Origin of the sequence: Novosphingobium acidiphilum DSM 19966 (genome assembly GCF_000429005.1) — a bacterium.
GTDB lineage: Bacteria > Pseudomonadota > Alphaproteobacteria > Sphingomonadales > Sphingomonadaceae > Novosphingobium > Novosphingobium acidiphilum.
On record NZ_AUBA01000019.1, the window covers coordinates 33,666 to 55,089 of the forward strand.

Below are 21,424 nucleotides of genomic sequence, written 5' to 3' on the forward strand. Positions count from 1 at the left end.
ACGGCTAATTGCTCGCCACCCCTTTCGCAAGGGTTTTTGAAGCGTGCGTCCGCGGGTGTTTTCGGCCCGAAAAGTGTCGGCGATTATCAGGCCGTTAACCTTGCCGGGCTAGGGGCGGTGCATGACCGATAGCCCGGCCCGACAGACCGTTCTCATCGTCTTTGGCACTCGGCCCGAAGCGATCAAGATGTTTCCCGTGGTCCACGCCCTGCGCGCCGATCCGCGCTTTGCCGTGCATGTGTGCATTTCGGCGCAGCACCGCGGCATGCTTGATCAGGTGATGGCGATCGCCGGAATCGTGGCCGACCATGATCTGGATCTGATGCGGCCCGATCAGACGCTTGACGGACTGACCGCCGCGCTGCTGACCGGGCTGGGCCGGGTGATGGACACCGTGCAGCCCGACTGGGTCGTGGTGCAGGGCGATACTGCCACGGCCATGGCCGGCGCGCTGGCCGCCTATTACCGCAAGATCCGCGTTGCCCATGTCGAGGCGGGCCTGCGCAGCCACGACATTTATCACCCCTGGCCCGAAGAGGTGAACCGCAAGATCATCGGCACGATCGCCGCGCTGCATTTTGCCCCCACCGAAACCTCGGCGGCGGCGTTGCGCGCCGAAAACGTTGCACCTGCCACCATCCATGTGACGGGCAACACCGTGATCGACGCGCTGCAATGGGTGACCGCGCGGATCGCCGCCGAGCCAGCGCTGGCCAGTGGTCTTGGCGATCTGGAAACACGCTTTGCCGGGCGCCGCGTGATCGGCGTAACCAGCCATCGCCGCGAAAATTTCGGGCAGGGACTGCAATCGATCGCCAGCGCCATCCGCACGATTGCACAGCGAACGGATGTGGCGCTGATCTTTCCGGTCCATCCCAATCCCAATGTGCGCCGGGTCATGGATGCGGAATTGGCCGGGCTTGACAATGTCGCGCTGATCGAACCGCTCGACTATCCGCATTTTGCGCGTCTTCTGGCGATTGCCGACATCATGCTGACCGACAGCGGCGGCGTGCAGGAAGAGGCCCCTGCGCTGGGCAAGCCGGTGCTGGTCATGCGCGAAACCACCGAACGCCCCGAAGGCGTGGTGGCCGGAACCGCGCGGCTGGTCGGCACCGATCCGGCGCGCATCGTTTCCGAAATTTTCACGCTGCTCGACGATAAGCATGCCTATGCCGCAATGGCACGCGCGCACAATCCGTTTGGCGATGGCACGTCCGCGCAACGCATCATGGAGCTGATAGCCAATGCAGGGTGATTCAAAACCACAAGTCTGCGTTGTCGGGCTTGGCTATATCGGTCTTCCCACTGCGGCGATCATCGCGCGCGCCGGATGCCCGGTGCTGGGCCTGGATGTCACGCAACACGTGGTCGACACGATCAACCGCGGCGACATCCATATCGAGGAAGTCGATCTTGACGGTCTGGTGCGCGGGGTGGTGCAGCGGGGCCTGCTGCGTGCATCGACCCGTATCGAACCCGCCGAAGTGTTCGTGATCGCGGTGCCCACACCCTTTGCCAGGGACGGCCACCACACGCCCGATGTGTCCTACGTGATGGCCGCCGCCACCGAAGTCGCCGCGGTGATCAAGCCGGGCGATACCGTGATCCTTGAATCAACATCGCCGGTGGGCACGACCGAGGCGATGCGCGACCTGATGGCAGGCCTGCGGCCCGATCTCAAATTTCCCGGCCAAACCCGCGAAACCCCCGATGTGGCGATCGCCTATTGCCCCGAACGCGTGCTGCCCGGCCGCATTCTGGAAGAACTGGCCAACAACGACCGTTCGATCGGCGGGATCACGCCGCGCTGCGCGCGCAAGGCGCTGGCGTTCTACAAACGCTTTGTGCGCGGGGCCTGCATCACCACCGACGCGCGTTCGGCCGAAATGACCAAGCTGGTCGAAAACGCCTATCGCGACGTCAACATCGCCTTTGCCAATGAATTGTCGATTGTGGCCGATCGCATGGGGCTTGACGTGTGGGAAGTGATCCGGCTGGCCAACCGCCATCCGCGCGTCAATATCCTGCAACCAGGGCCCGGCGTCGGCGGCCATTGCATTGCCGTCGATCCTTGGTTCATCGTCCATGGCGCACCCGAAGACACCCCGTTGATCCGCACCGCGCGCGGCGTCAACGATACCAAGATGCACCACGTCATCGACCATGCCGTTACGATTATCGAGGCCAATCCCGGTGCAAGGATTGCCTGCCTTGGCCTGGCTTTCAAAGCCAACATCGACGATTTTCGCGAAAGCCCGGCGCGCTTTGTCGCCGCGCGTATCGCCCGCCGCTTTGGCCCGCGCGTCCACATTGTCGAACCCTATGCGGCGCAATTGCCGGTCGAATTCACCGACACCGGCGCCAGCCTGATCGACATCGATGCCGCGCTGGAAACCTGCGACGTGCTGATCGTGCTGGTCGACCATGACCTGTTCCGCGTGGTGCCGCTGGCCGAACGCGCGGGCAAAGCGGTCTATGACACGCGCGGCATCTGGCCCGATCAACCCGCCGATGGCGTGGCGGCGGGGTTGCGGCTGGCGAGCTGATCCGCGCCGGGATCGCCCTGGTCTTCGGCGTGTCCCGCCTGCCAGCGCGCACGGATCATGTCCGAGGTATCGCGCCTGCCGTCGTGGCTCCAGCCCGGCGCACGCAGCAGATAGCCGGCTTTGGCCCGCCACGGCGCGTGCCACAGGTCGCGCGCGATACTGGCCCATTCGTGGAACGCGACGGTCAGCACCGAGAACGTGCCCAGCTGGTGGACGATGCCATAACGCACGGGATCATCGTCGCGTTCGGGGGTAAAGGTGCCCAGCAGGCGGTCCCACACGATGAACACGCCGGCATAGTTGCGATCGAGATAACGCGGATTGGTGGCGTGGTGCACGCGGTGGTGCGATGGTGTGTTCATCACCGCTTCGAACCAGCGCGGCATGCGCCCCACTGCTTCGGTATGAACCCAGAACTGATAGACCAGGTTGATCCCGCCCACGGTCAGCAGCATGCCGGGCGCGACGCCGATGAAGGCCGGCCAGATGCGGAATGCGAACGACAGTGCGGGAAACCCGGTCCAGCTCTGGCGCAGCGCGGTCGACAGATTGTAGTGCTGGCTGGAATGGTGGTTGATGTGGCTTGCCCAGAACCAGCGCACGCGGTGCGCGGTGCGGTGGAACAGGTAATAATTGAAATCATCGAGCACGAACACGCCGATCCAGGTCCACCACAGCACCGGTATCGTCGCCACGCGGTGGGCATAGAGCCACCCCGCGCCCAGCGCGATCAGCCCTGCGACCAACGCGCCGGCCACCGTGCTGCCCAGACCCATCAACAACGAGGTCAGCGTATCGCCCGGTTCATAGGCGGTGGGCGCCTTGCGCGCGGCCCAGACCATCTCGATCATGATTGTCGCCACAAACAGCGGCACCGCAAAGGGCACCACGTCCAGTCCGTCGGTGGCAGCGCGTCGGGCAATATCGGCAAGCGAGGGCAGGATCATGCGGCATGCTCCATGGCGCCAAGCCGGCGCAGGCTGGCGGCCCAGATCTGGGCATCTGCGCCCAGATCGATGGTCAACGCGCCAAACCGGCGATCACCGGTTTCCAGGGTCAGCGAATGGCGATCGAGCCGGATGCCGGCGTGCGAGGTGACTTCGGTGCCGACAAAGCGTGCGCCGTGGCGACGGATCAGCAAGACACGGCCCGCGCGATCACGCACCAGCGCACCGATTCGCGCACGGTCGAGTGTCACCTCTTCGGCAACGAAGCCGGGCACGGCGGCCTCGGCCAATTGCGCGGCGTGGTCTTCGTCTTCGATCCGCACATCGCCACCCAGACCCAGCAGCCGGGCAAAGCCATACAACGCCCAGACCATCACCAGCGACACCAGCGTTTCAGCGCCGATCACCAGCGCCGGGCCGATACCGGGTCGGGCCAGCAACGCGCCGACCACTTCGACAACCTTTGCGCTCATGCTGCCGACCCGCGCCCCCCGGATGCGGCAAGCATGTCGATCTGGGCGCGAATCGGTGAAACGTCATAGCCTGCGCCCGCTGCCTTGGCGGCGATTTCGTGCGGCGGCATGCCGCTGCGCGCCATCGTCAGCGCCCACAACAGCGTCGAACGCGTGCCCGAACGGCAATAGGCCAGCACCGGGGCATCGCCCGCAGCCTGCAGCGCGGCATCGAGCGCGGTGACCTGGTTGAGCGAAAACCCGGCATGGCCGACGGGGATGGCGACATAATCGATGCCGGCCGCGGCGGCCGCGGCGGCGATTGCATCGCCGGGTGTCTGGTCGTCCGATTCGCCCTCGGGCCGGTTGTTGACGATCAGGCCCACGCCCAGTGCCTTTGCCGCAGCCACATCTGCGACATCGATCTGCGCGGCAACCAGAAGACGGTCATCAAGTGTGCGAAACATGAGATTGCAGGACCTTTGTTGCGGATACTGGCAGGCGTGATCCGGCCTGCAACTACGCTGTTTGCGGGCATAAGGGAACTCTTGGTGCAGATGTGGTAAAGCCATGATTCATCGGCAAGGATGTCACACTTTGTACAGCAAAACCGGTTTTTGCGTCGATTCCGTTTTCGATTCGGATTTTTGTCGGGTATAGTCAGCTTGCAATGGACCAAGCCCGCCTTCGTGACGTGCAAGGTTTCCGTGTCGTGCCGCCGGCTCCCGCGTCCGGCTTGCGGTGCCGAGGAACGCTGGAGCGGAAACAAGGTTTATTGATTTCTATGGGTTTTGATAGAGGGCGGCGTCGCGGACGCGACAAGCGCGACGGTTTCGGCGAAGACAATTTCGATCCCTACGGTGGCTTCGGCGGCGGTGGCCGTGGAGGCTTTGGCGGTGGCGATCGCGGTGGTTTCGGCGGCGGTGATCGCGGCGGCTTTGGCGGCGGCGATCGTGGCGGTTTCGGCGGCGGTGATCGTGGCGGCTTCGGCGGCCCGCGCGGCGGCGGTGGTGGTGGCGGCTTCGGCGGTCCCCGCGGCGGCGCTGGCGGCGGCGGCGGCGGCGGTGGTCTGCCCGCACAAGTTGTCGGTACCGGCAAGGGCGTGGTGAAGTTCTTCAACGCGCAAAAGGGTTTCGGTTTCATCCAGCGTGAAGACGGCGGCGAAGATGTGTTCGTGCACATCAGCGCGGTCGAACGCGCCGGGCTTGAAGGTCTGGCCGAAGGTCAGCAGCTGGAATTCAACCTGGTCGATCGCGGCGGAAAGATTTCCGCGGCCGATCTGCAGGTTCTGGGCGACGTGATCGCAGCTCCGGCCAAGGCGGCAACCCCGCAGCGTGAGCTGACCGGCGAAAAGGCCACCGGCACGGTCAAGTTCTTCAACGCCATGAAGGGCTTTGGCTTTATCACCCGCGACGACGGGCAGCCCGATGCGTTCGTGCACATCAGTGCAGTAGAACGGTCCGGGATGCGCGAGCTGAACGAGGGTGACAAGCTGGAATTCGACCTCGAAGTCGATCGACGAGGCAAGTATTCTGCGGTCAACCTGGTGCCGCGCCAGGGCTGATGCAGTTGATTGCCCTGTCCTTCCGGTCAGCTTGATCGGATAACAGCAAAACATGACACGCGTGCAAATGGCGGCCCTTCGCGGGGCCGCCATTTGTCGTTTCGCTTCTGGCGTCGATGATTTTCCCACGATGCCGTCTATATCGGTTGCGAATTTTTCGGAGTTTTGACGATGACGATCACCCCGTTGATGCCCGTTTATCCCCGGTGCGGCGTGCGTCCGGTGCGCGGCGACCATTGCCATCTGATTTCCGAAGACGGCACGCGCTATCTCGATTTTGCCAGCGGCATTGCGGTCAATCTGCTGGGCCATTCCAACGAACACCTGATCGGCACGATCCAGCGTCAGGCCGCCACGCTGATGCACGTGTCAAACCTCTATGGCAGCCCGCAGGGCGAAGAGCTGGCGCAACGGCTGGTCGATCTGACCTTTGCCGACACCGTGTTCTTCACCAATTCGGGGGCCGAGGCGGTTGAATGCGCGATCAAGACCGCGCGCGCCTATCACCAGCATGCCGGCAACACCGACCGCTACGAACTGATCACCTTCAACAACGCCTTTCACGGCCGGACGATGGCCACGATCAGCGCGTCGGATCAGGACAAGATGCACAAGGGCTTCATGCCGCTGCTGCCGGGGTTCAAATATGCACCGTTCGATGATCTGGCTGCGGCCGAGGCGCTGATCGGCCCGCACACCGCCGGGTTCCTGGTCGAACCGATTCAGGGCGAAGGCGGCATCCGCGATGGCTCTGACGCCTTTATCCAGGGCTTGCGCGCGCTGGCCGACACGCATGGCCTGATGCTGATTTTTGACGAAGTGCAATGCGGCGTGGCGCGCACCGGTACATTCTATGCCTATGAGCAATATGGCGTGAATCCCGACATCCTGGCGACGGCCAAAGGTCTTGGCGGCGGTTTTCCGCTGGGCGCGTGCCTGGCAACCGAACAGGCCGCGCGCGGCATGGTGTTCGGCACCCACGGCAGCACCTATGGCGGCAATCCGTTGGCCATGGCGGCAGCCGGGGCGGTGCTCGACGTGGTCGGCAACGCGGCGTTTCTTGAAACTGTGCGCGCCACCGGCGCCCGGCTGCGCGCGCGGCTGGAACAGTTCATCGGCAATTATCCCGACATGTTCGAACTGGTGCGCGGCAAAGGGCTGATGCTGGGCCTGAAAATGCGCATCGAACCGCGTCCGTTCGTTGCGCATCTGCGCGACAATCACCAGTTGCTGGCGGTTGCGGCGGGCGATCAGACGATGCGGGTCTTGCCGCCGCTGGTGATCGACGACAGCCATATCGACGAATTCATGGACAAGCTGTCGGCCGGCACCGCCAGCTATGCGGCCAAAGGCAATGGTGCATGACCCGGAATTTCCTCAACCTGTCCGATGCCGGCGCCGAGGCGCTCGACGCCATCCTGCACGACGCGGTCACGCGCAAGGCGGCGCGTGCGCATTGGCCCAAGGGCCAGGTCGATGCCGATGCGCCGTTGGCCGGCCGCGTGCTGGCCATGGTGTTCGAAAAGAATTCGACGCGTACGCGCGTGTCGTTCGACGTGGCCATGCGCCAGCTGGGTGGCAGCGCGGTGATCCTTGAGGCGGGGTCGACCCAGCTGGGGCGGGGCGAATCGATCGCCGACACCGCGCGTGTGCTCAGCCGCATGGCCGATGCGATCATGCTGCGCACCGATGACCATGCCAAGGTCGAGGAATTGGCGCGCCATGCAACGGTGCCGGTCATCAACGGGCTGACCGACCTGTCGCACCCGTGCCAGATCGTCGCCGACCTGGAAACCGTGATCGAACACGGCAAATCGTTGGCGGGGCTGGAATGGGCCTGGCTGGGCGATGGCAACAATGTGCTCAATTCGATTGTCGAGGCGGCGGGCCTGACCGGGTTCAATCTGCGCATCGGCGTGCCCGACGGCTATGACAGCGATCCGGCATTCATCGCCCGTGCCCGCAGCCTGGGCGCGCGCATAACGATCGAGCGCGATCCGGCGGCGGCGGTGGGCGGGGCCGATGTCGTGGTGACCGACACCTGGGTGTCGATGGGGCAGCCCCACGCCGAGGCAAAGCTGGCCGCAATGGCGCCGTATCAGGTCAATCCCGCGCTGATGGCCCATGCGCAGCCCGACGCGCTGTTCCTGCATTGCCTGCCTGCGCATCGCGGCGAAGAGGTTACCGATGCGGTGATCGATGGCCCCGCCTCGGTCGTGTGGGACGAAGCCGAAAACCGTATCCACGCGCAAAAGGCGATCCTGCGCTGGACCTTTGGACAGATCTGATGGCAACCCACGACGCAACCGGATTTGACCAGACGCTGTTTTTCACCGTGCCGCACCGCGATGCCCGCGGACGCGTGGTGCGGCTGGGCCCGGTGCTCGATACGGTGCTGGGCGCGCATGCCTATCCTGCATCGCTGCGCAATCTGCTGGCCGAGGCGCTGGTGCTGGCGGCGTTGCTGGGATCGTTGCTGAAGGATGATGATGGCCAACTGACCCTGCAGGCGCAGAACAGCGAAGGCGTGGTCGACCTGCTGGTCTGCGACTATCGCGCGGGCGAATTGCGCGGCTATGTGCGCCATGATCGCGCGCGGCTGGACGAACTGGGGCCCAATCCTTCGCTCCACGCGCTGTTTGGCGACGGGTTTCTGGCGGTCACGTTCGATCTGGCAAGCAGCGGGCAACGCTATCAGGGGATCGTCCCACTGGAAGGCGAAACGCTGGCGCAGGCCTGCGAAAGCTATTTCTTCCAGTCCGAACAGGTGCCGACGCTGATCCGTGTCGCGGTCGATTGTTCGGGTCCGAACGCGGTCGCGGCAGGTCTTTTGCTGCAACACCTGCCCGAGGGTGAAGAAGGGCGCGAACGCCTGCATGCGCGGCTCGATCATCCCGAGTGGGACCATATGGCGATCATGGGCGGATCGGTGCGCCGCGATGAACTGCTCGACCCGGCCTTGTCGCTTGAACAACTGATCTGGCGCCTGTTTCACGAAGAACAGGAGGTGCGCGCCGATCGTGGGCCGCCGCTGGTGCGTGGATGCCGCTGCACCGGCGACTATTACCGCCAGGTGCTGGCCCGGTTCGGCACCGCGGAGCGGCGCGAAATGGTCGACGAACGCGGAGCAATCGTGGTCGATTGCGCGTTTTGTTCGCGCACCTTCGATATTCTGTTTGATGATCTGACGTGATTGCCAAAGGGTTCGGTCGTCGCTAGCCACCAGATTATGACGGCAAACAAACAGCGGCGCGCGGTGGTCCTCTTGTCCGGGGGGCTCGATTCGATGGTTTGCGCCGCCCTGGCGCGCGAACAGGGCTTTGCCGTGCTGGCACTGACCTTCGATTACAACCAGCGGCACCGGATCGAACTCGATGCGGCGCGCAAAGTGGCGGCGCGCGTGGGTGTCGAACGCCATGTCGTGCTGCCGCTCGATCTGCGTGCCTTTGGTGGATCGGCGCTGACCGACGACATTGCCGTGCCCAAGGATGGGGTGGGGCCCGAAATTCCGGTAACCTATGTCCCTGCGCGCAATCTGGTATTCCTGTCGCTGGCGTTGGCCTGGGCAGAGGCGGCCGGGTCTGCCGACATCTTTATCGGGGTCAATGCGCTGGATTATTCGGGCTATCCCGATTGCCGTCCCGAATTCATCGGCGGGTTTGAACAGCTTGCCCGCGTGGCGACGGCCTATGGCGATCGCGGCGGATCGGTGACGATCCACGCCCCGCTGCAATTTCTGAAAAAAGCCGACATTGCCCGAGAAGCAGTGCGGCTGGGGCTTGAGCCTGGGGAAAGCTGGTCGTGTTACGATCCTTTGCCCGATGGCCAGGCCTGCGGGTTGTGCGACAGCTGCCGGTTGCGCCGTGCAGGGTTTGCCGAAGCGGGGATCGAGGATGGAACAATCTACGCCGAAAACGGCGCCGACGGCTGAAACGCAACCCAGTGATACAGGCGGGCCGGGCACAGGCTATGCCTGGTATGCGCTGGTCGTGCTGGTGCTGGTCTATACGCTCAACTTCATTGACCGGCAGCTGCTGACGATCCTGGCACCCGACATCAAGCACGATCTGGGTATCACCGATGCGCAGTTCGGCTTTCTCTATGGCACCGCTTTTGGTGTGTTTTATTCGGTGTTCGGTATTCCGCTGGGCAAGCTGGCCGATCGCTGGTCGCGCAAGCGCCTGTTGGCGCTGGGGCTGGCCACCTGGTCGACGATGACCGCGCTGTCGGGGCTTGCGGGCAATTTCACCCAGCTTGGCGTGGCGCGGATCGGTGTGGGCGTGGGTGAAGCCACCGCCGGCCCGTGCGGCTTTTCGCTGCTGTCCGACCTGTTCCCGCCGCGCCGGCGCGCAACGGTGATCGCGATCTTTACGTCGGGCATCTATCTGGGCGGTGGGTTGGCGCTGTCGATCGGCACCGGTCTGGCCCATGCCTGGGACCACGCCTTTGCCGGAACGAAGCCGCCGTTGGGCATTGCCGGATGGCAGGCGGCGTTTCTGGGCCTGGGCCTGCCGGGGCTGGTCATGGCGCTGTGGGTGGCATCGTTGCGCGAACCGCGCCGGGGGCGGTTCGAGGCCACGGCGATGGCCCCCGATCCCAGCCAGGCTGATGCGTTCGCCGCGTTCGGCCGCGATGTGCTGGCGATTGTGCCGCCGTTCACGCTGCTGGCGGCGGGGCGGCGCGGGATGGCGGGATTGCGCAACAATATCCTGGCGCTGCTGGCAATCGCAATGATCGCGGTCTGCCTGACGCGCGCGCTGGGCGATCAGGTGCAGTGGATCGTGCTGGGCACCGGCATCTACGCGGTCGTGTCATGGGCACAGGCGATGCGCCACGATGATCCCGCAGGCTTTGCGCAGATCTGGCGCAATCCGGCACTGATCGGGGTCAATGTCGGCTATGGCTTGTCGTGCGCGCTGGCCTATTCGGCCAGCGCGTTTGGTCCGCTCTATGCGATCCAGACATTCCATGCCCCCCCTGCGCAAGTGGCGCTGTTTGTCGGCGGTGGCGCTGCGGCCGGCGGGGCGCTGGGCACTGTTGCCGGGGGTTGGCTGGGTGATTGGCTGTCGGGCGGGCTGCATCACGCCCGGCGGGTGGCGGTTGTCATGACGATGATGGTGCTGGCGCAAATCCCCGAGGCGGTGATCATGACCACACGTTCGGTCACGGTGTTTTATTGCGGGGTGTTTCCGCTGTGGTTCCTGTTGAGCGCAACGCTTGGCAGTTCGGCCGGCACCGTGGTCAATGTCGTGCCGCCACGGCTGCGGGCCACGGCCAGCGCGTCGTTTTTCCTGTGCGCGTCGATGCTGGGGCTGTCGCTCGGGCCTTATGCGGCAGGGCGCATTTCGCTGGCCACGCATTCGCTGTGGACCGGGATGATCGCGATCGTCGCGGTGGTTCCTGTCGCGCTGGTGTCGCTGGCCTATGCCTGGCGGCACCTCGCACGACAGGAACGGTAAATCACAGCGTCTTTTCGTAGATCGTGTATTGCTTGTTCACGTGGCTGTTGATCGCATCGGCGATGGCCACCATCCCCTGGTTGTCTTCCAGGATCCAGCCGATTTCGCCGCGGCTGGCGCCGTAACGCGCCACCGCGTTGCGGCGGATATATTCGATCATCATGAAGGCCAGCTGGCTGGCTAGGCGCGACGATTGCAGTTTCTTGCGCACGCCCATCAGTGGCACGCGCATCGTGCGCACGCGTGGTTTGCGCAGCCACATCAACAGCTTGATAAAGTTGAACGGGAACAGCTTGCCCCCCATCGGCTGAATCACTTCGTTCAGATCGGGCAGCGTCATCATGAAGGCAACCGGTTCGCCATCGTATTCGGCCACCATGATCAGGTCATTGTGCACGATCGGTTTGAACTTCTTGCCGGCATAGCTGATCTCGGTTTCGGTGAATGGGACAAAGCCCCAGTTGTCCGACCAGGCATCGTTGAGAATGTCGAGGATCAGGCGCGCTTCGGTGTCAAACTTTGACTTGTCGACATTGCGGATGCGGATGCGCGGATTTTTCTCGCCCGATTGCACGATGCGCTGGATCAGCGGGGGGAATTCGCTGGTGATGTCCAGTTCATACGTCAGCAACTGCTTGGCCGGGGTGTAATCGCCCAACGCCAGGATGTAATCGTTATAGCGTTCGGGCTGATGCCCCATCATCACCGTGGGGGGATGGTCAAACCCCTTGGTCAGCTGACCCGGTTCTTCCCACACCGACATCGACATCGGCGCCAGCACGCGGGTCATGCCGTGCTGGCGCAACCATGCTTCGGCCTGTGCGATCAGGGCGTGGGCAATCGTTTGGTCTTCGGCTTCGAGCAGGCCCCAGTTGCCGGTGCCAGGTCCCATGCCCTGGCCGGGGTCCATTGCCACCGCCAGGCGGTCGATATGCGCGGAAATCCGCCCGACGATGCGCCCGTCGCGGCGCGCCAGGAAAAACTGGACATCGGCGTGCTCGAAAAACGGGTTCTTGCCCGGGGTAACCAGTTCGACCGCTTCCATATGCAGCGGCGGCACCCAGTTGGGATCATTGGCGTTCAGGCGATAGGCCAGATCGACGAAATCCTTGCGCTCTCGCGGGGTTGAAATCGCCTCGATCTTCAGATCGCCCATAGCCGTTCCTTTTCGTCCGTTTCATGGCCAAAGACCAACGCGCCCGGCCATGCCCGGCTTTGCCGAATCAGGCAAGTGCCCGGACCGGCGCCCTTTTTTTCAGGCACAAAAAAGGCCGGATTGCTCCGGCCTTTCGTATCTGGTTCGAGCCACCGGGACCGGCATGGCCGATCCCGGCAGAACCCGATTACATGCCCGCGTGCGGACCGTAGGTGATTTCCACGCGACGGTTCTGCAGTTCGCGAACGCCGTCGGCGGTCGGAACGCGGGGGTTGGCCTTGCCCCAGGCCTTGGTGGCGATTTCCGCAGCCGGAATGCCGTGTGCGGTCAGATAGGTCTGGACCGAGGTGTTGCGGCGCGCCGACAGGGCAAGGTTGTACTTCACCGTGCCCGAAAGGTCGGTGTAGCCATCGAGCTGGATCGGAACGCTGGCGCAATTGCCATAGGCCGTGATCGCGTTGTCGAGGATCGACGCGGCTTCGGGCGTGATGTCCGACTTGTCCCAATCGAAGAACACGATGTACGGACCCTTGTTGCACACCGGCGCGGGCGGCGGCGGAGGCGGTGGGGGCGGCGGGGGAGGCGGCGGCGGCGGCGGGGGCGGCGGCGGCGGAGCAGCCGGAGCCGGTGCCTCGGCACCACCAAAGTTGTAGGTCAGCGTCGCAAGGAACGAATGCTGGCGATACTGACCGGCCAGGTTCGCACCGGTCCAGTTGCTGCCGCCACCAACCTGGCGCACGCTGTCGACGTTGAAGTACGAATAGCGCAGGCCCACATCGACATGCTTCGAGATCGGCGCGCGGATACCCGCGATGATCTGCCAGGCAAATTTGCTGGTCGAACCGTCGATCGTGTAGTTGGCATCGGGCAGGTACTGCGTCACCCGGGCAACGCCCACGCCGCCGCCGATAAAGCCCTGCAGGCCGTTGTCGGGGCCAAAGTCAACCAGGCCATTGGCCATCGCGTCCCACACGTGGGTCTTGCCCCCTTCGGCAGTGGTGACGCCGCTGACAGTCAGGTTCTTGTTGCGGTTGGTGCGATAGCCGGTTTCGGCTTCCAGGCGGAACATGCCGAAATCGTAGCCGATTTCGCCGTTGAAATCCGCGCCGGTCTTCGACGTCAACGAACCATCTTGGCCGATGCCGCTGGCAATGTTCTGTGTTTCCAGAATGGACGGGCCAGCTTCGCCTTCGACATACCATTGCCCACTCCGCGCAAACGCGGGAGTTGCGATGGCGGTAGTCGCCAGGGCAAGGCCCAGGACCAGTTTCCGCATTATCATTTCCCCTTTTTAGGTGATTTAGCCACGTCGTTGGCCACGCTCTACCGGTTTCGGGCTATTTTCGCAAGCGCGAGAATGCCAATTGTGTTGCATTGTGGCCACTATTGAACGGGATGCGTTCATCAAAACAGGGTTAACCAGTGGTTAAGAGTCACTTACGTGAATTTGCTGATCGCCGATCCGGCGTTGGTGCCGTTGCGGTTAGGTTCGCCATACCGGCACCGACCGCATCCGATTCGCCACAGCGCGCGGCAATAAAGGAAATAACCGGCGCATTTAGCTCTGGCCCTTGAAGCACGGCTGACCTAATCAGCGCCGGCTTTCCGATCCACTTTGCCTGCAACGGGACGTTTCATGCTGCGCCGACTTTATGACTGGACGATGGCCAAGGCCGAGCATCGCCATGCCCAATGGTGGCTGGCGCTGTTCGCCTTTGCCGAAGCCAGTTTCTTCCCGGTCCCGCCCCACCCGCTGCTTGGCCTGATGTGCCTGGCCAATCCGAAAAAGGCGGTGCGCTATGCGCTGTTTGCCACGCTAGGTTCGGTTGCGGGCGGTCTGCTGGGCTATGCGATCGGGCATTACCTGTTCAAAAGCGTCGGGGTGCAGCTGCTGACCCTGCTCCATCTGCAATCCAGCTTTCCCTATGCTGCATGCCAGTTGCGCGCGAATGCGTTCCTGCTGATCGTGGGCAAAGGGGTCACCCCGATCCCGTTCAAACTGGTAACGATCACCGCCGGATTTGTCGGTGTGCCGCTGGGCGTGTTCGTGCTGGCCAGCGTGATTTCGCGTTCGATCAGTTTCATGATCGTGGGCGTGCTGTTCCGGTTGTTCGGTGCCCCGATCAAGGCCTTTATCGATCGCTATCTGGTATGGGTTACGCTGGGCTTTGTCGCGCTGGTGGTCGGCGGATTTCTGGCGGTGTCGGTGTTTGCCGGGCATCATGGCGCGGCCCATGACGCCTGCGCGGGGGCGCAGGTCGGCGGCAGTTTCAAGGCCTGATTGCGCGGCGTTCCGCCTCTGCCAGGGCGGCCCGTGCAATCGGTTCCATGATCGCATAGCCGGCCTGGTTGGGGTGTACGCCATCGGCGGACAGCCCCGGCTTCATCGCACCGTCGGGGGTGGCCAGCGCGGTGTGATAATCGGCATAGACCAGGCCGCGCTGATCGGCCAGCGCGCGCAACCAGGTGTTCAGCGCGATGATCTCGGCCGCCGGACGATATCCGTCGCGCCAGCTGAATAGGCCGGCAGGGGGGATCGACCCCAGCACCACGGCAATGCCGTTGGCGCGCGCCATGTCGGTCATCGCCAGCACGGCATTGGCAAAGTCGTCGGGGCTGGTCGGGCCGGTGTTGCCGGCAATGTCGTTGGTGCCGCACATGATCTGCACCACCCGCGGTCGCAGGCGCACCACATCCTGATAGAATCGTGCCGCGATCTGCGTGCAGGTCTGTCCCGACACGCCGCGATCGACCACGCCACCTGCAAACAGTGCAGGCGCGGTGGGCAGCCAGAATTCGGTGATCGAATCGCCGGTCAGCACCGCGCGGATGCCGGGATCGATCGCGCGGTTGGCATCGCGATAATGGCATAGCGCTGCCCAGTCGGTCTGCGCCGCGCTGCCGGCGGTGCAGGGCAGGGCGGTCATCGCCGACACTGCCCCTGGCGCAGGCGGCGGGATGGCGGGCGGCAGTTGCGGCTGCGCCAATGCGGCCGCCGGTGCCACCAGCACCAGCGCCGCAGCCGCCCCCACACGCCGCATCAGATGATCCCGACGGCCTTGCCGGCGCGTTCGAACATACCCAGGATCGTCTGCACCTGCTCGGCCGAATGTTCAGCGCACAGCGAACAGCGCAGCAGCGTCATGCCCGCCGGTGTGGCCGGCGGACGCGCCAGATTGACGTACAGCCCTTCGTGCAGCAGCGCTTCCCACATGGCCGCGCCCCGTTCCAGATCGGGCATGATTACCGCGATGATCGCGCTTTGCGGGGTTTCGGTGCCCAGCTTGAACCCGCGTGCGCGCATTCCGGCGTGCAAAGTGCGCGAATTTTCCCACAAATGCGCACGCTTGTCGCCGGCATGCATCAGCTTGCGGATTGACGTTGCCGCGGTGTGCACCACGCTGGGCGGCAGGCTGGCGGTAAACACATAGGGACGGCAGACCAGCCGCAGGATTTCGAATTTCGGGTGGTTCGACACGCAGAACCCGCCCACGGTGCCAACCGATTTGGAAAACGTGCCGATGACGAAATCGACATCGTCGAGCACGCCCAGGTCTTCGGCCACGCCGCGGCCGTTGGGCCCGATAAAGCCCATCGAATGCGCTTCATCCACCAGCACCATTGCGCCATGCGCCTTGGCCACCGCGATCATCTCTTTCAGCGGGGCGATATCGCCCAGCATCGAATAGACGCCTTCGAGAATCACCAGTTTGCCCGCACCTTCGGGAATGCGGCGCAGGCGCTTTTCCATCGCGTCGATGTCGTTGTGCTTGAACGGCACGACTTCGGCATCGCCCATCTTGCAGCCGTCCCAGATCGAGGCGTGGCTGTCGATGTCGAGCACGATGTAATCGCCTTTGCCCGCCATCGTGCTGATGATGCCCAGGTTTGCCTGGTAACCGGTGGAAAACACCATGGCATGGTCCATGCCATAAAATTCGCGCAAGGCGTCTTCGACCGCACGGTGCCCGGCATATGTGCCGTTAAGCACGCGGCTGCCGGTGGTGCCCGATCCGAAATCGTCGAGCGCCTGTTTGCCGGCGGCGACCACATCGGGATCAAAGGTCATGCCCATGTAGTTGTAGGTGCCAAGCAGGATCGTTTCGCGCCCGTTGCAGATCGCCCGCGTGGGCGACAGCACCTTTTCCATCACTAGGTTGAACGGATCGGTCAGTCCGGTCGACAACAGCGCACGGCGCTGTTCGATCAGCGGATCGAATTTGGAAAACAGGTCGGTGGTCACGGTGGCAGTGTCGGTGTGGGTCATCGCGGTTCTCTTCAGCCCCTGAGCTTGGTCACGGCGTCGACCAACTGGCCATAGGTTTCAATTTCGGCCTGCTGGTTCATGCTGATGATGATGTCGAAATCGTCTTCGATGGCGGCGACGAAATCCATCACCGTCAGGCTGTCCCATTCAAGATCGCCGGCAAAGGTGATGGTGTCGGTGATCGCGATGCCCTTCTTGTTGAACGGGGCGATCAGGTCGGCAATCCGGGCGCTGGTTTCGGCGCGATCCATGGGTATCTCCAATTGGGCAGGACAGGCCCCTGCCAGACGATTGCGGCGGAAAAGCGGCCTTGTGTCGATCTTGTCAAGCCCGGCGCATGCACCGGCGTGTTGCCAGCACGCCGAAAACGGCTATGCGCCGGGCCTGAACGGCGATGAATGTTGCCATGCTTGTAACCGCAGGGATACCCCGATGCCGTCACCCGACACGCTCAAGTCCATCCTGACCCGCTTCATCGCGACTGTCTGGGATGACGGCGATGTCGATACAGCCCGGCCGTGGCTTGGCGATACGTATACCGTGCATCACGATCCGGGCGATCCGTGGGATGGCATGGTGCTTGATTTTGCCGGGTTCAAGGACCGGGTCATCCGTTCGCGCGCGGCATTTCCCGATCAGCGTTTCGACCTTCAGCACGTGTTCGCCGACCAGGGTGCCGTTTCCGTCACCTGGTTGTGGGCGGCAACGCACCGGGGCGATCTGCCCGGATTTCGGGCATCGGGGCAAACCATTCGCATGTCGGGTGCCACGGTCTATCTGTTCGAGGGCGAACGGATCACCGGTCATTGGCAGATCGCCGATCGCCTGGGCGTCTATCAGCAGTTGCAGCGCCACGCGGCGGGCGGACAGTAAAGCGGCCGGGCCGCGGTTCAGATCAATTGCCCCACCGCCTGCAGGAACGGGGTTATCGATACCGGCTTGGCCAGATAGCCCTCGGCGCCCGCCTCGCGGATGCGTTCCTCATCGCCCTTGCCGGCATAGGCGGTAACGGCCAGCACCGGGATCGAACGCAAGGCTTCGTCGGCTTTCAGCGCCTCGATCAGTTCCAACCCCGAAATCCTGGGCAGCTGGATGTCCATGATGACCAGATCGGGGGCAAAGGCGCGGGCGCGTTCGATCACGGCAAAGCCATCGGCCAGCGGTTCCACTTCGAACCCTTTGGCTTTCAGCAAATCGCCGAACAGTTTGCGGTTGAGGTCGTTGTCCTCGACAACCAGTATTCTTTTTGCCACGGACCGATCATATTCCTCTACATGCATGGCCACCGGTCTATGCGCCGGAAAGGACGCTGGCAATCATTCGCGAAACACACTCCCCCGCCGACCCCATGGCACTGGCTTTGCAGGCACTGGTTTTCGTGCTGGGCGATCCGCCGCGCACCGACCGGTTTCTGGCGCTGACCGGGCTGACGCCCGATGCACTGCGCGCCGGCATTGGCGATCGGGTGATCATGGGCGCGGTGCTGGAATTCCTTGCCAATCACGAAGCGGATCTTGTCGCGGCCGCAGCGGCGCTCGATGTCCCGCCCGAAACGCTTGCCGCTGCGTGGGAGACTTTGCGATGAACCGCTCGCTGATCATCAGCGACTGCGACGAAGTGCTGTTGCACATGGTCGCCCCGTTCGGAGGCTGGCTGGCGGAATGCCACGGCATCGATTTCGTGATGAAGGACAACGATTTCGGCAAGGCGATGCGCTATGCCGACGACGGCCGCCAGGTCGAAGGCCCGGAAATCTGGCGCCTGCTCAATCTGTTTTTCGACACCGAAATGTATCGCCAGCACCCGGTCACGGGCGCGGTCGAAGGCATCAATGCGCTGGCCCGGCACGCCGACGTGGTGATCCTGACCAATCTGGGCGATGACCGGCGCGAAGCGCGCACGCGGCAACTGGCCGATCACGGCATCCATGCTCGCGTCTTCACCAACCAGGGGCCAAAGGGTCCGGCGCTGCGCGCCATCCTTGACGAATATCGCCCCAGCCGCGCCGTGTTCATCGACGATCTGCCCCAGCACCATGCGTCGGTCGGCGAAACAGCCCCCGAAGTGCAGCGCCTGCACTTGTGTGCCGAACCCCTGATCGCGCCGCATATTGTCTGCGCGCACGAGGCGGGGCATGCGCATGCCCGCATTGACGCATGGCCACAGGCGCTGCCGTGGATCATGGCCCATATCAACGGAGTAACCGCATGACCGATACCGTCGCCGATGCCCTGGCCGCTGCCGGGTATAGCCTGCCGCAGCCTGCCGCCCCTGTCGCCGCCTATGTGCCGACCGTGCTGGTGGGCAACATGTTGTATATTTCGGGCCAGGTATCGTTTTGCGATGGTGCGCTGCTGACCGGGCGGCTGGGCGAAGATGTCAGTCTGGAACAGGGGCAAAAGGCTGCACAGGCCTGCGGGCTGATGCTGCTGGCGCAGGCCAAGGCCGCGCTGGGATCGCTCGACCGGATCGAACGCGTGGTCAAGCTGGGCGCGTTCATCAGTTCCACCCCCGATTTCACCGACCAGCCCAAAGTGGCCAACGGCGCGTCCGAACTGATGATTGCCGCCTTTGGCGAAGCCGGGCGCCATTCGCGCAGCGCGGTCGGGGTGCCGGTGCTGCCGCTGGGCGCGGCGGTGGAAATCGATGCTGTTTTTGCTGTTCGCGCTGTTTGATCGCTGGCTGGTCCCCGCCCCCCGCGCGGGGCGGTGCGACTGGCTGACTGCCCATGTCTATGCCCATCGCGGGCTGCATGACGGGGGCGGGGCGGTGGAAAACAGCCCGACGGCTTTTGCCGCCGCGATTGCGGCAGGCCTTGGCATCGAATGCGACGTACAGCGCAGTCGCGATGGGCAGGCGATCGTGTTCCACGACGAAACGTTGCCCCGCCTGACCGGACAGACCGGCGCGCTGGCCGATCAGACCGCCGCCAGTCTGGCGCGGATACCGCTGACCGGCGGCGCCGACACGATTCCCCTGCTGGATGCCGTGCTGGCGCAAGTGGGCGGCGCGGTGCCCTTGCTGATTGAAATCAAGATCGCGCGCGGCGGGCGGGTGGCGCCGTTGTGCCTGGCGGTGCGCCGTGCGCTTGAGGGTTATGCCGGGCCGGTCGCGGTGATGAGCTTTGACCCGCGTGTGGCGGCCTGGTTTGGCCGCTATGCGCCCCACGTGGTGCGCGGGCTGGTGATGACCGAGGCCAGCTGGCGCACCATGGCGGCAAAGGCGCGGCGGCATCTGTCGCTGTGGCGCGCCCGACCTGATTTCTTGGCCTATGACATCGACGACATTGCCGGATCGTTTGCGCAAGCGCAGCGCCGACGCGGCATTCCGCTGCTGACCTGGACGGTTGACGATGCGGCGCGCGCATCGCGCGCCCTGGCCCGCGCCGATGCCCCGATTGCGGAAGGCGGCGGCCTGGCCACGCTAATCGCGCAGAAGGGGGCGGCATGACCTATACCGCGCGGATCCACCAGGGCGTCGGCGCGATTGCTGCGGATGACTGGAACCGGATGGCAGGCACCGACAACCCGTTTGTCAGCCACGCCTTTCTTGCGCTGCTGGAAGAATCGCGCTCGGTTGGCGGGCGCAGCGGGTGGAGCCCGCTGCCGATCGTGATCGAGGATGCCGCGGGCCGCCCGCAGGCCGCCGTGCCGGCCTATCTCAAGACGCACAGCCAGGGCGAATACGTGTTCGACCACGCCTGGGCCGATGCGTGGAGCCGCGCAGGCGGAGCCTATTATCCCAAATTGCAGATCAGTGTGCCGTTCACGCCTGCCACCGGCCCGCGCCTGTTGCTGGGCGATCGGCCCGATCTGGCGCCGGTCGTGCTGGCGGCTGCGGCGCAAGTGGCCAGCGAACACGGCCTGTCATCGGCACATGCCACCTTCATCGCGCCCGACCAGGTGCCCTTGTTCGAAGCCGCGGGGTGGCTGCTTCGCGCCGATATCCAGTTCCACTGGGAAAACCGGGGCTATGCCTCGTTCGACGATTTTCTGGGCGTATTGTCTTCGGCCAAACGCAAGAACCTGCGCAAGGAACGCGCCGCCGCGCAGGCGGGGGTAGAGATCAAGGCGCTGACCGGCGATGCGATCGGGCCCGAACACTGGGATGCGTTCTGGGTGTTCTATCAGGACACCGGCGCGCGCAAATGGGGTCAGCCCTACCTGACGCGCAAGGCGTTCGATCTGATGGGCCAGCGGATGGCGGCGCAGATCCTGCTGGTGATGGCATTCATCGACGGGCAGGCGGTGGCCGGCGCGCTGAATTTCATCGGCCGCGATGCGATCTATGGCCGGTACTGGGGATCGGTGATCGACAAGCCGTTTCTGCACTTTGAACTGTGCTATTATCAGGCCATTGATGCTGCCATCGCGCTGGGCCTCAAACGGGTCGAGGCGGGCGCACAAGGGCAGCACAAGCTGGCGCGCGGCTATGAACCGGTGCAGACCATTTCGGCCCATCACATCGTCGACCCGTCCTTCCGCCGCGCCGTGGCGGATTTTCTGGTACGCGAACGCGCTGGCGTCGCCCAGGATCAGCAATGGCTGGGCGAACGCACCCCGTTTCGCAAGGAAACCGAATAAGCGTTCAGGCGACGCGGCGGCGCGGGTCTGCGCGCAGCCATTCGCGCGCACGGCGCTGTGCTTCGGCGACTTCGCGCGCGGTCATGTCTTCGGCCACATCGGCCCGGCATTGCGCGGCATCCTGGTGCCCGCGGACGGCGGCCAGATTGAACCATTTGTGCGCTTCGATCAGGTCGATCGCCAGCGCGGCGCTGCCTGCAGAAAAAGCCATGCCCAGATCGAAAAAGGCTTCTGCCTCGTCGCCCTGCGCCGCAGCCAGACATTCGGCCACGAAGCTGTCGCGTGCGGTCTGATCGGGCGCCGGGCTCAGATCCATTCCGCCAACCAGCTTGATGAAGTGTTGTTCCATACCCCGTTATCCCCAAGTTTGCGCTGCCACCCCGGGTCAGCGCGATAGGCACAAGGTCTACGGGTTTGGTCAACAATTGGTTAACAACGGCAAGATTT

General features: G+C 64.0%; 25 protein-coding genes. 15 read left to right on the forward strand and 10 right to left on the reverse strand.

The window, feature by feature from the left end; genetic code table 11:
• Positions 1–121 precede the first annotated feature (121 nt).
• Together wecB and wecC are read left to right on the forward strand one after the other, a co-directional pair.
• Complete coding sequence (gene wecB, locus G404_RS0114820; protein WP_028641780.1) at positions 122–1,258, forward strand: non-hydrolyzing UDP-N-acetylglucosamine 2-epimerase; 1,137 nt, start codon at positions 122–124, stop codon at positions 1,256–1,258.
• Positions 1,248–2,549 (forward strand): UDP-N-acetyl-D-mannosamine dehydrogenase, encoded by a 1,302-nt coding sequence (wecC, locus tag G404_RS0114825; protein WP_028641781.1) that lies wholly within the window; start codon positions 1,248–1,250, stop codon positions 2,547–2,549. The genes wecB and wecC overlap by 11 nt, the downstream gene beginning before the upstream one ends.
• On the opposite strand, the gene G404_RS0114830 is transcribed toward wecC, so the two are convergent.
• From G404_RS0114830 to G404_RS0114840, 3 genes are read right to left on the reverse strand one after another with little or no spacing between them, the layout of a single operon-like run.
• Positions 2,504–3,496, reverse strand: a complete 993-nt coding sequence (locus G404_RS0114830) for a sterol desaturase family protein (RefSeq protein ID WP_051280770.1) — start codon at positions 3,494–3,496, stop codon at positions 2,504–2,506. The genes wecC and G404_RS0114830 overlap by 46 nt on opposite strands.
• Complete coding sequence (locus tag G404_RS0114835; RefSeq protein WP_028641783.1) at positions 3,493–3,969, reverse strand: hypothetical protein; 477 nt, start codon at positions 3,967–3,969, stop codon at positions 3,493–3,495. Before G404_RS0114835 ends, G404_RS0114830 begins: the two co-directional genes overlap by 4 nt.
• Positions 3,966–4,415 (reverse strand): protein tyrosine phosphatase family protein, encoded by a 450-nt coding sequence (locus tag G404_RS0114840; protein ID WP_028641784.1) that lies wholly within the window; start codon positions 4,413–4,415, stop codon positions 3,966–3,968. Before G404_RS0114840 ends, G404_RS0114835 begins: the two co-directional genes overlap by 4 nt.
• Positions 4,416–4,732: 317 nt before the next feature.
• Between G404_RS0114840 and G404_RS20950 the strand changes: the two genes are divergently transcribed.
• From G404_RS20950 to G404_RS0114870, 6 genes are all read left to right on the forward strand, one after another.
• Positions 4,733–5,512 (forward strand): cold-shock protein, encoded by a 780-nt coding sequence (locus G404_RS20950; RefSeq protein ID WP_028641785.1) that lies wholly within the window; start codon positions 4,733–4,735, stop codon positions 5,510–5,512.
• Positions 5,513–5,683: 171 nt separating this feature from the next.
• Positions 5,684–6,877, forward strand: coding sequence for an aspartate aminotransferase family protein (locus tag G404_RS0114850; RefSeq protein WP_028641786.1), 1,194 nt, complete (start codon positions 5,684–5,686; stop codon positions 6,875–6,877).
• Positions 6,874–7,800 (forward strand): ornithine carbamoyltransferase, encoded by a 927-nt coding sequence (gene argF, locus G404_RS0114855; RefSeq protein WP_028641787.1) that lies wholly within the window; start codon positions 6,874–6,876, stop codon positions 7,798–7,800. The genes G404_RS0114850 and argF overlap by 4 nt, the downstream gene beginning before the upstream one ends.
• Positions 7,800–8,705 (forward strand): Hsp33 family molecular chaperone HslO, encoded by a 906-nt coding sequence (gene hslO / locus G404_RS0114860; protein ID WP_028641788.1) that lies wholly within the window; start codon positions 7,800–7,802, stop codon positions 8,703–8,705. The genes argF and hslO overlap by 1 nt, the downstream gene beginning before the upstream one ends.
• A 36-nt stretch (positions 8,706–8,741) precedes the next feature.
• Complete coding sequence (gene queC / locus G404_RS0114865) at positions 8,742–9,443, forward strand: 7-cyano-7-deazaguanine synthase QueC (RefSeq protein ID WP_028641789.1); 702 nt, start codon at positions 8,742–8,744, stop codon at positions 9,441–9,443.
• Positions 9,406–10,971: an MFS transporter gene (locus tag G404_RS0114870; RefSeq protein WP_156906316.1), complete on the forward strand. Its 1,566-nt coding sequence runs from the start codon at positions 9,406–9,408 to the stop codon at positions 10,969–10,971. The genes queC and G404_RS0114870 overlap by 38 nt, the downstream gene beginning before the upstream one ends.
• Before the next feature lies 1 nt (position 10,972).
• On the opposite strand, the gene G404_RS0114875 is transcribed toward G404_RS0114870, so the two are convergent.
• Together G404_RS0114875 and G404_RS0114880 are read right to left on the reverse strand one after the other, a co-directional pair.
• Positions 10,973–12,127: a GNAT family N-acetyltransferase gene (locus tag G404_RS0114875; protein WP_028641791.1), complete on the reverse strand. Its 1,155-nt coding sequence runs from the start codon at positions 12,125–12,127 to the stop codon at positions 10,973–10,975.
• 187 nt (positions 12,128–12,314) lie between these two features.
• Entirely contained in the window at positions 12,315–13,403 is a 1,089-nt protein-coding gene (locus tag G404_RS0114880) for an OmpA family protein (RefSeq protein ID WP_028641792.1), read from the reverse strand.
• Between the two features lie 360 nt (positions 13,404–13,763).
• Between G404_RS0114880 and G404_RS19250 the strand changes: the two genes are divergently transcribed.
• Positions 13,764–14,408, forward strand: a complete 645-nt coding sequence (locus tag G404_RS19250) for a YqaA family protein (RefSeq protein ID WP_245584546.1) — start codon at positions 13,764–13,766, stop codon at positions 14,406–14,408.
• On the opposite strand, the gene G404_RS19255 is transcribed toward G404_RS19250, so the two are convergent.
• The 3 genes from G404_RS19255 to G404_RS0114900 are packed head-to-tail and all read right to left on the reverse strand — an operon-like array spanning position 14,398 to position 16,645.
• Positions 14,398–15,168, reverse strand: coding sequence for a GDSL-type esterase/lipase family protein (locus G404_RS19255; RefSeq protein ID WP_036521608.1), 771 nt, complete (start codon positions 15,166–15,168; stop codon positions 14,398–14,400). The two genes, G404_RS19250 and G404_RS19255, sit on opposite strands and share 11 nt — an antisense overlap.
• Positions 15,168–16,394: a serine palmitoyltransferase gene (spt, locus tag G404_RS0114895; protein WP_028641793.1), complete on the reverse strand. Its 1,227-nt coding sequence runs from the start codon at positions 16,392–16,394 to the stop codon at positions 15,168–15,170. The genes G404_RS19255 and spt overlap by 1 nt, the downstream gene beginning before the upstream one ends.
• Before the next feature lie 11 nt (positions 16,395–16,405).
• Positions 16,406–16,645 (reverse strand): acyl carrier protein, encoded by a 240-nt coding sequence (locus G404_RS0114900; protein ID WP_028641794.1) that lies wholly within the window; start codon positions 16,643–16,645, stop codon positions 16,406–16,408.
• Between the two features lie 181 nt (positions 16,646–16,826).
• On the opposite strand from G404_RS0114900, the gene G404_RS0114905 reads away from it, so the two are divergent.
• A complete protein-coding gene (locus G404_RS0114905; protein ID WP_028641795.1) occupies positions 16,827–17,267 on the forward strand; it encodes an ester cyclase in 441 nt (146 codons plus the stop codon).
• 17 nt (positions 17,268–17,284) lie between these two features.
• On the opposite strand, the gene G404_RS0114910 is transcribed toward G404_RS0114905, so the two are convergent.
• Complete coding sequence (locus G404_RS0114910) at positions 17,285–17,647, reverse strand: response regulator (protein ID WP_028641796.1); 363 nt, start codon at positions 17,645–17,647, stop codon at positions 17,285–17,287.
• A gap of 95 nt (positions 17,648–17,742) precedes the next feature.
• On the opposite strand from G404_RS0114910, the gene G404_RS0114915 reads away from it, so the two are divergent.
• The 5 genes from G404_RS0114915 to G404_RS0114935 are packed head-to-tail and all read left to right on the forward strand — an operon-like array spanning position 17,743 to position 20,977.
• Positions 17,743–17,979 carry a DUF3572 family protein gene (locus G404_RS0114915; protein ID WP_051280773.1) on the forward strand — a complete coding sequence of 79 codons (237 nt, stop codon included), beginning with the start codon at positions 17,743–17,745 and terminating at the stop codon, positions 17,977–17,979.
• Entirely contained in the window at positions 17,976–18,605 is a 630-nt protein-coding gene (locus tag G404_RS0114920) for a hypothetical protein (RefSeq protein ID WP_028641798.1), read from the forward strand. The genes G404_RS0114915 and G404_RS0114920 overlap by 4 nt, the downstream gene beginning before the upstream one ends.
• On the forward strand, positions 18,602–19,069 hold the full coding sequence (locus tag G404_RS0114925; protein ID WP_028641799.1) for a RidA family protein: 468 nt from the start codon (positions 18,602–18,604) through the stop codon (positions 19,067–19,069). The genes G404_RS0114920 and G404_RS0114925 overlap by 4 nt, the downstream gene beginning before the upstream one ends.
• Complete coding sequence (locus tag G404_RS0114930) at positions 19,041–19,844, forward strand: glycerophosphodiester phosphodiesterase family protein (protein ID WP_028641800.1); 804 nt, start codon at positions 19,041–19,043, stop codon at positions 19,842–19,844. The genes G404_RS0114925 and G404_RS0114930 overlap by 29 nt, the downstream gene beginning before the upstream one ends.
• Positions 19,841–20,977 carry a GNAT family N-acetyltransferase gene (locus G404_RS0114935; protein WP_028641801.1) on the forward strand — a complete coding sequence of 379 codons (1,137 nt, stop codon included), beginning with the start codon at positions 19,841–19,843 and terminating at the stop codon, positions 20,975–20,977. The genes G404_RS0114930 and G404_RS0114935 overlap by 4 nt, the downstream gene beginning before the upstream one ends.
• Positions 20,978–20,981: 4 nt before the next feature.
• On the opposite strand, the gene G404_RS0114940 is transcribed toward G404_RS0114935, so the two are convergent.
• A complete protein-coding gene (locus tag G404_RS0114940; protein WP_028641802.1) occupies positions 20,982–21,326 on the reverse strand; it encodes a hypothetical protein in 345 nt (114 codons plus the stop codon).
• Between the last annotated feature and the right edge of the window lie 98 nt (positions 21,327–21,424).

What these genes read in the sequence shown, in the direction of transcription:
- wecB (WP_028641780.1), top strand. Translation starts at nt 122, where the DNA reads ATGACCGATAGCCCGGCCCGACAGACCGTTCTCATCGTCTTTGGCACT.
- wecC (WP_028641781.1), top strand. Translation starts at nt 1,248, where the DNA reads ATGCAGGGTGATTCAAAACCACAAGTCTGCGTTGTCGGGCTTGGCTAT.
- G404_RS0114830 (WP_051280770.1), bottom strand. Translation starts at nt 3,496, where the DNA reads ATGATCCTGCCCTCGCTTGCCGATATTGCCCGACGCGCTGCCACCGAC.
- G404_RS0114835 (WP_028641783.1), bottom strand. Translation starts at nt 3,969, where the DNA reads ATGAGCGCAAAGGTTGTCGAAGTGGTCGGCGCGTTGCTGGCCCGACCC.
- G404_RS0114840 (WP_028641784.1), bottom strand. Translation starts at nt 4,415, where the DNA reads ATGTTTCGCACACTTGATGACCGTCTTCTGGTTGCCGCGCAGATCGAT.
- G404_RS20950 (WP_028641785.1), top strand. Translation starts at nt 4,733, where the DNA reads ATGGGTTTTGATAGAGGGCGGCGTCGCGGACGCGACAAGCGCGACGGT.
- G404_RS0114850 (WP_028641786.1), top strand. Translation starts at nt 5,684, where the DNA reads ATGACGATCACCCCGTTGATGCCCGTTTATCCCCGGTGCGGCGTGCGT.
- argF (WP_028641787.1), top strand. Translation starts at nt 6,874, where the DNA reads ATGACCCGGAATTTCCTCAACCTGTCCGATGCCGGCGCCGAGGCGCTC.
- hslO (WP_028641788.1), top strand. Translation starts at nt 7,800, where the DNA reads ATGGCAACCCACGACGCAACCGGATTTGACCAGACGCTGTTTTTCACC.
- queC (WP_028641789.1), top strand. Translation starts at nt 8,742, where the DNA reads ATGACGGCAAACAAACAGCGGCGCGCGGTGGTCCTCTTGTCCGGGGGG.
- G404_RS0114870 (WP_156906316.1), top strand. Translation starts at nt 9,406, where the DNA reads ATGGAACAATCTACGCCGAAAACGGCGCCGACGGCTGAAACGCAACCC.
- G404_RS0114875 (WP_028641791.1), bottom strand. Translation starts at nt 12,127, where the DNA reads ATGGGCGATCTGAAGATCGAGGCGATTTCAACCCCGCGAGAGCGCAAG.
- G404_RS0114880 (WP_028641792.1), bottom strand. Translation starts at nt 13,403, where the DNA reads ATGCGGAAACTGGTCCTGGGCCTTGCCCTGGCGACTACCGCCATCGCA.
- G404_RS19250 (WP_245584546.1), top strand. Translation starts at nt 13,764, where the DNA reads ATGCTGCGCCGACTTTATGACTGGACGATGGCCAAGGCCGAGCATCGC.
- G404_RS19255 (WP_036521608.1), bottom strand. Translation starts at nt 15,168, where the DNA reads ATGCGGCGTGTGGGGGCGGCTGCGGCGCTGGTGCTGGTGGCACCGGCG.
- spt (WP_028641793.1), bottom strand. Translation starts at nt 16,394, where the DNA reads ATGACCCACACCGACACTGCCACCGTGACCACCGACCTGTTTTCCAAA.
- G404_RS0114900 (WP_028641794.1), bottom strand. Translation starts at nt 16,645, where the DNA reads ATGGATCGCGCCGAAACCAGCGCCCGGATTGCCGACCTGATCGCCCCG.
- G404_RS0114905 (WP_028641795.1), top strand. Translation starts at nt 16,827, where the DNA reads ATGCCGTCACCCGACACGCTCAAGTCCATCCTGACCCGCTTCATCGCG.
- G404_RS0114915 (WP_051280773.1), top strand. Translation starts at nt 17,743, where the DNA reads ATGGCACTGGCTTTGCAGGCACTGGTTTTCGTGCTGGGCGATCCGCCG.
- G404_RS0114920 (WP_028641798.1), top strand. Translation starts at nt 17,976, where the DNA reads ATGAACCGCTCGCTGATCATCAGCGACTGCGACGAAGTGCTGTTGCAC.
- G404_RS0114925 (WP_028641799.1), top strand. Translation starts at nt 18,602, where the DNA reads ATGACCGATACCGTCGCCGATGCCCTGGCCGCTGCCGGGTATAGCCTG.
- G404_RS0114930 (WP_028641800.1), top strand. Translation starts at nt 19,041, where the DNA reads ATGCTGTTTTTGCTGTTCGCGCTGTTTGATCGCTGGCTGGTCCCCGCC.
- G404_RS0114935 (WP_028641801.1), top strand. Translation starts at nt 19,841, where the DNA reads ATGACCTATACCGCGCGGATCCACCAGGGCGTCGGCGCGATTGCTGCG.
- G404_RS0114940 (WP_028641802.1), bottom strand. Translation starts at nt 21,326, where the DNA reads ATGGAACAACACTTCATCAAGCTGGTTGGCGGAATGGATCTGAGCCCG.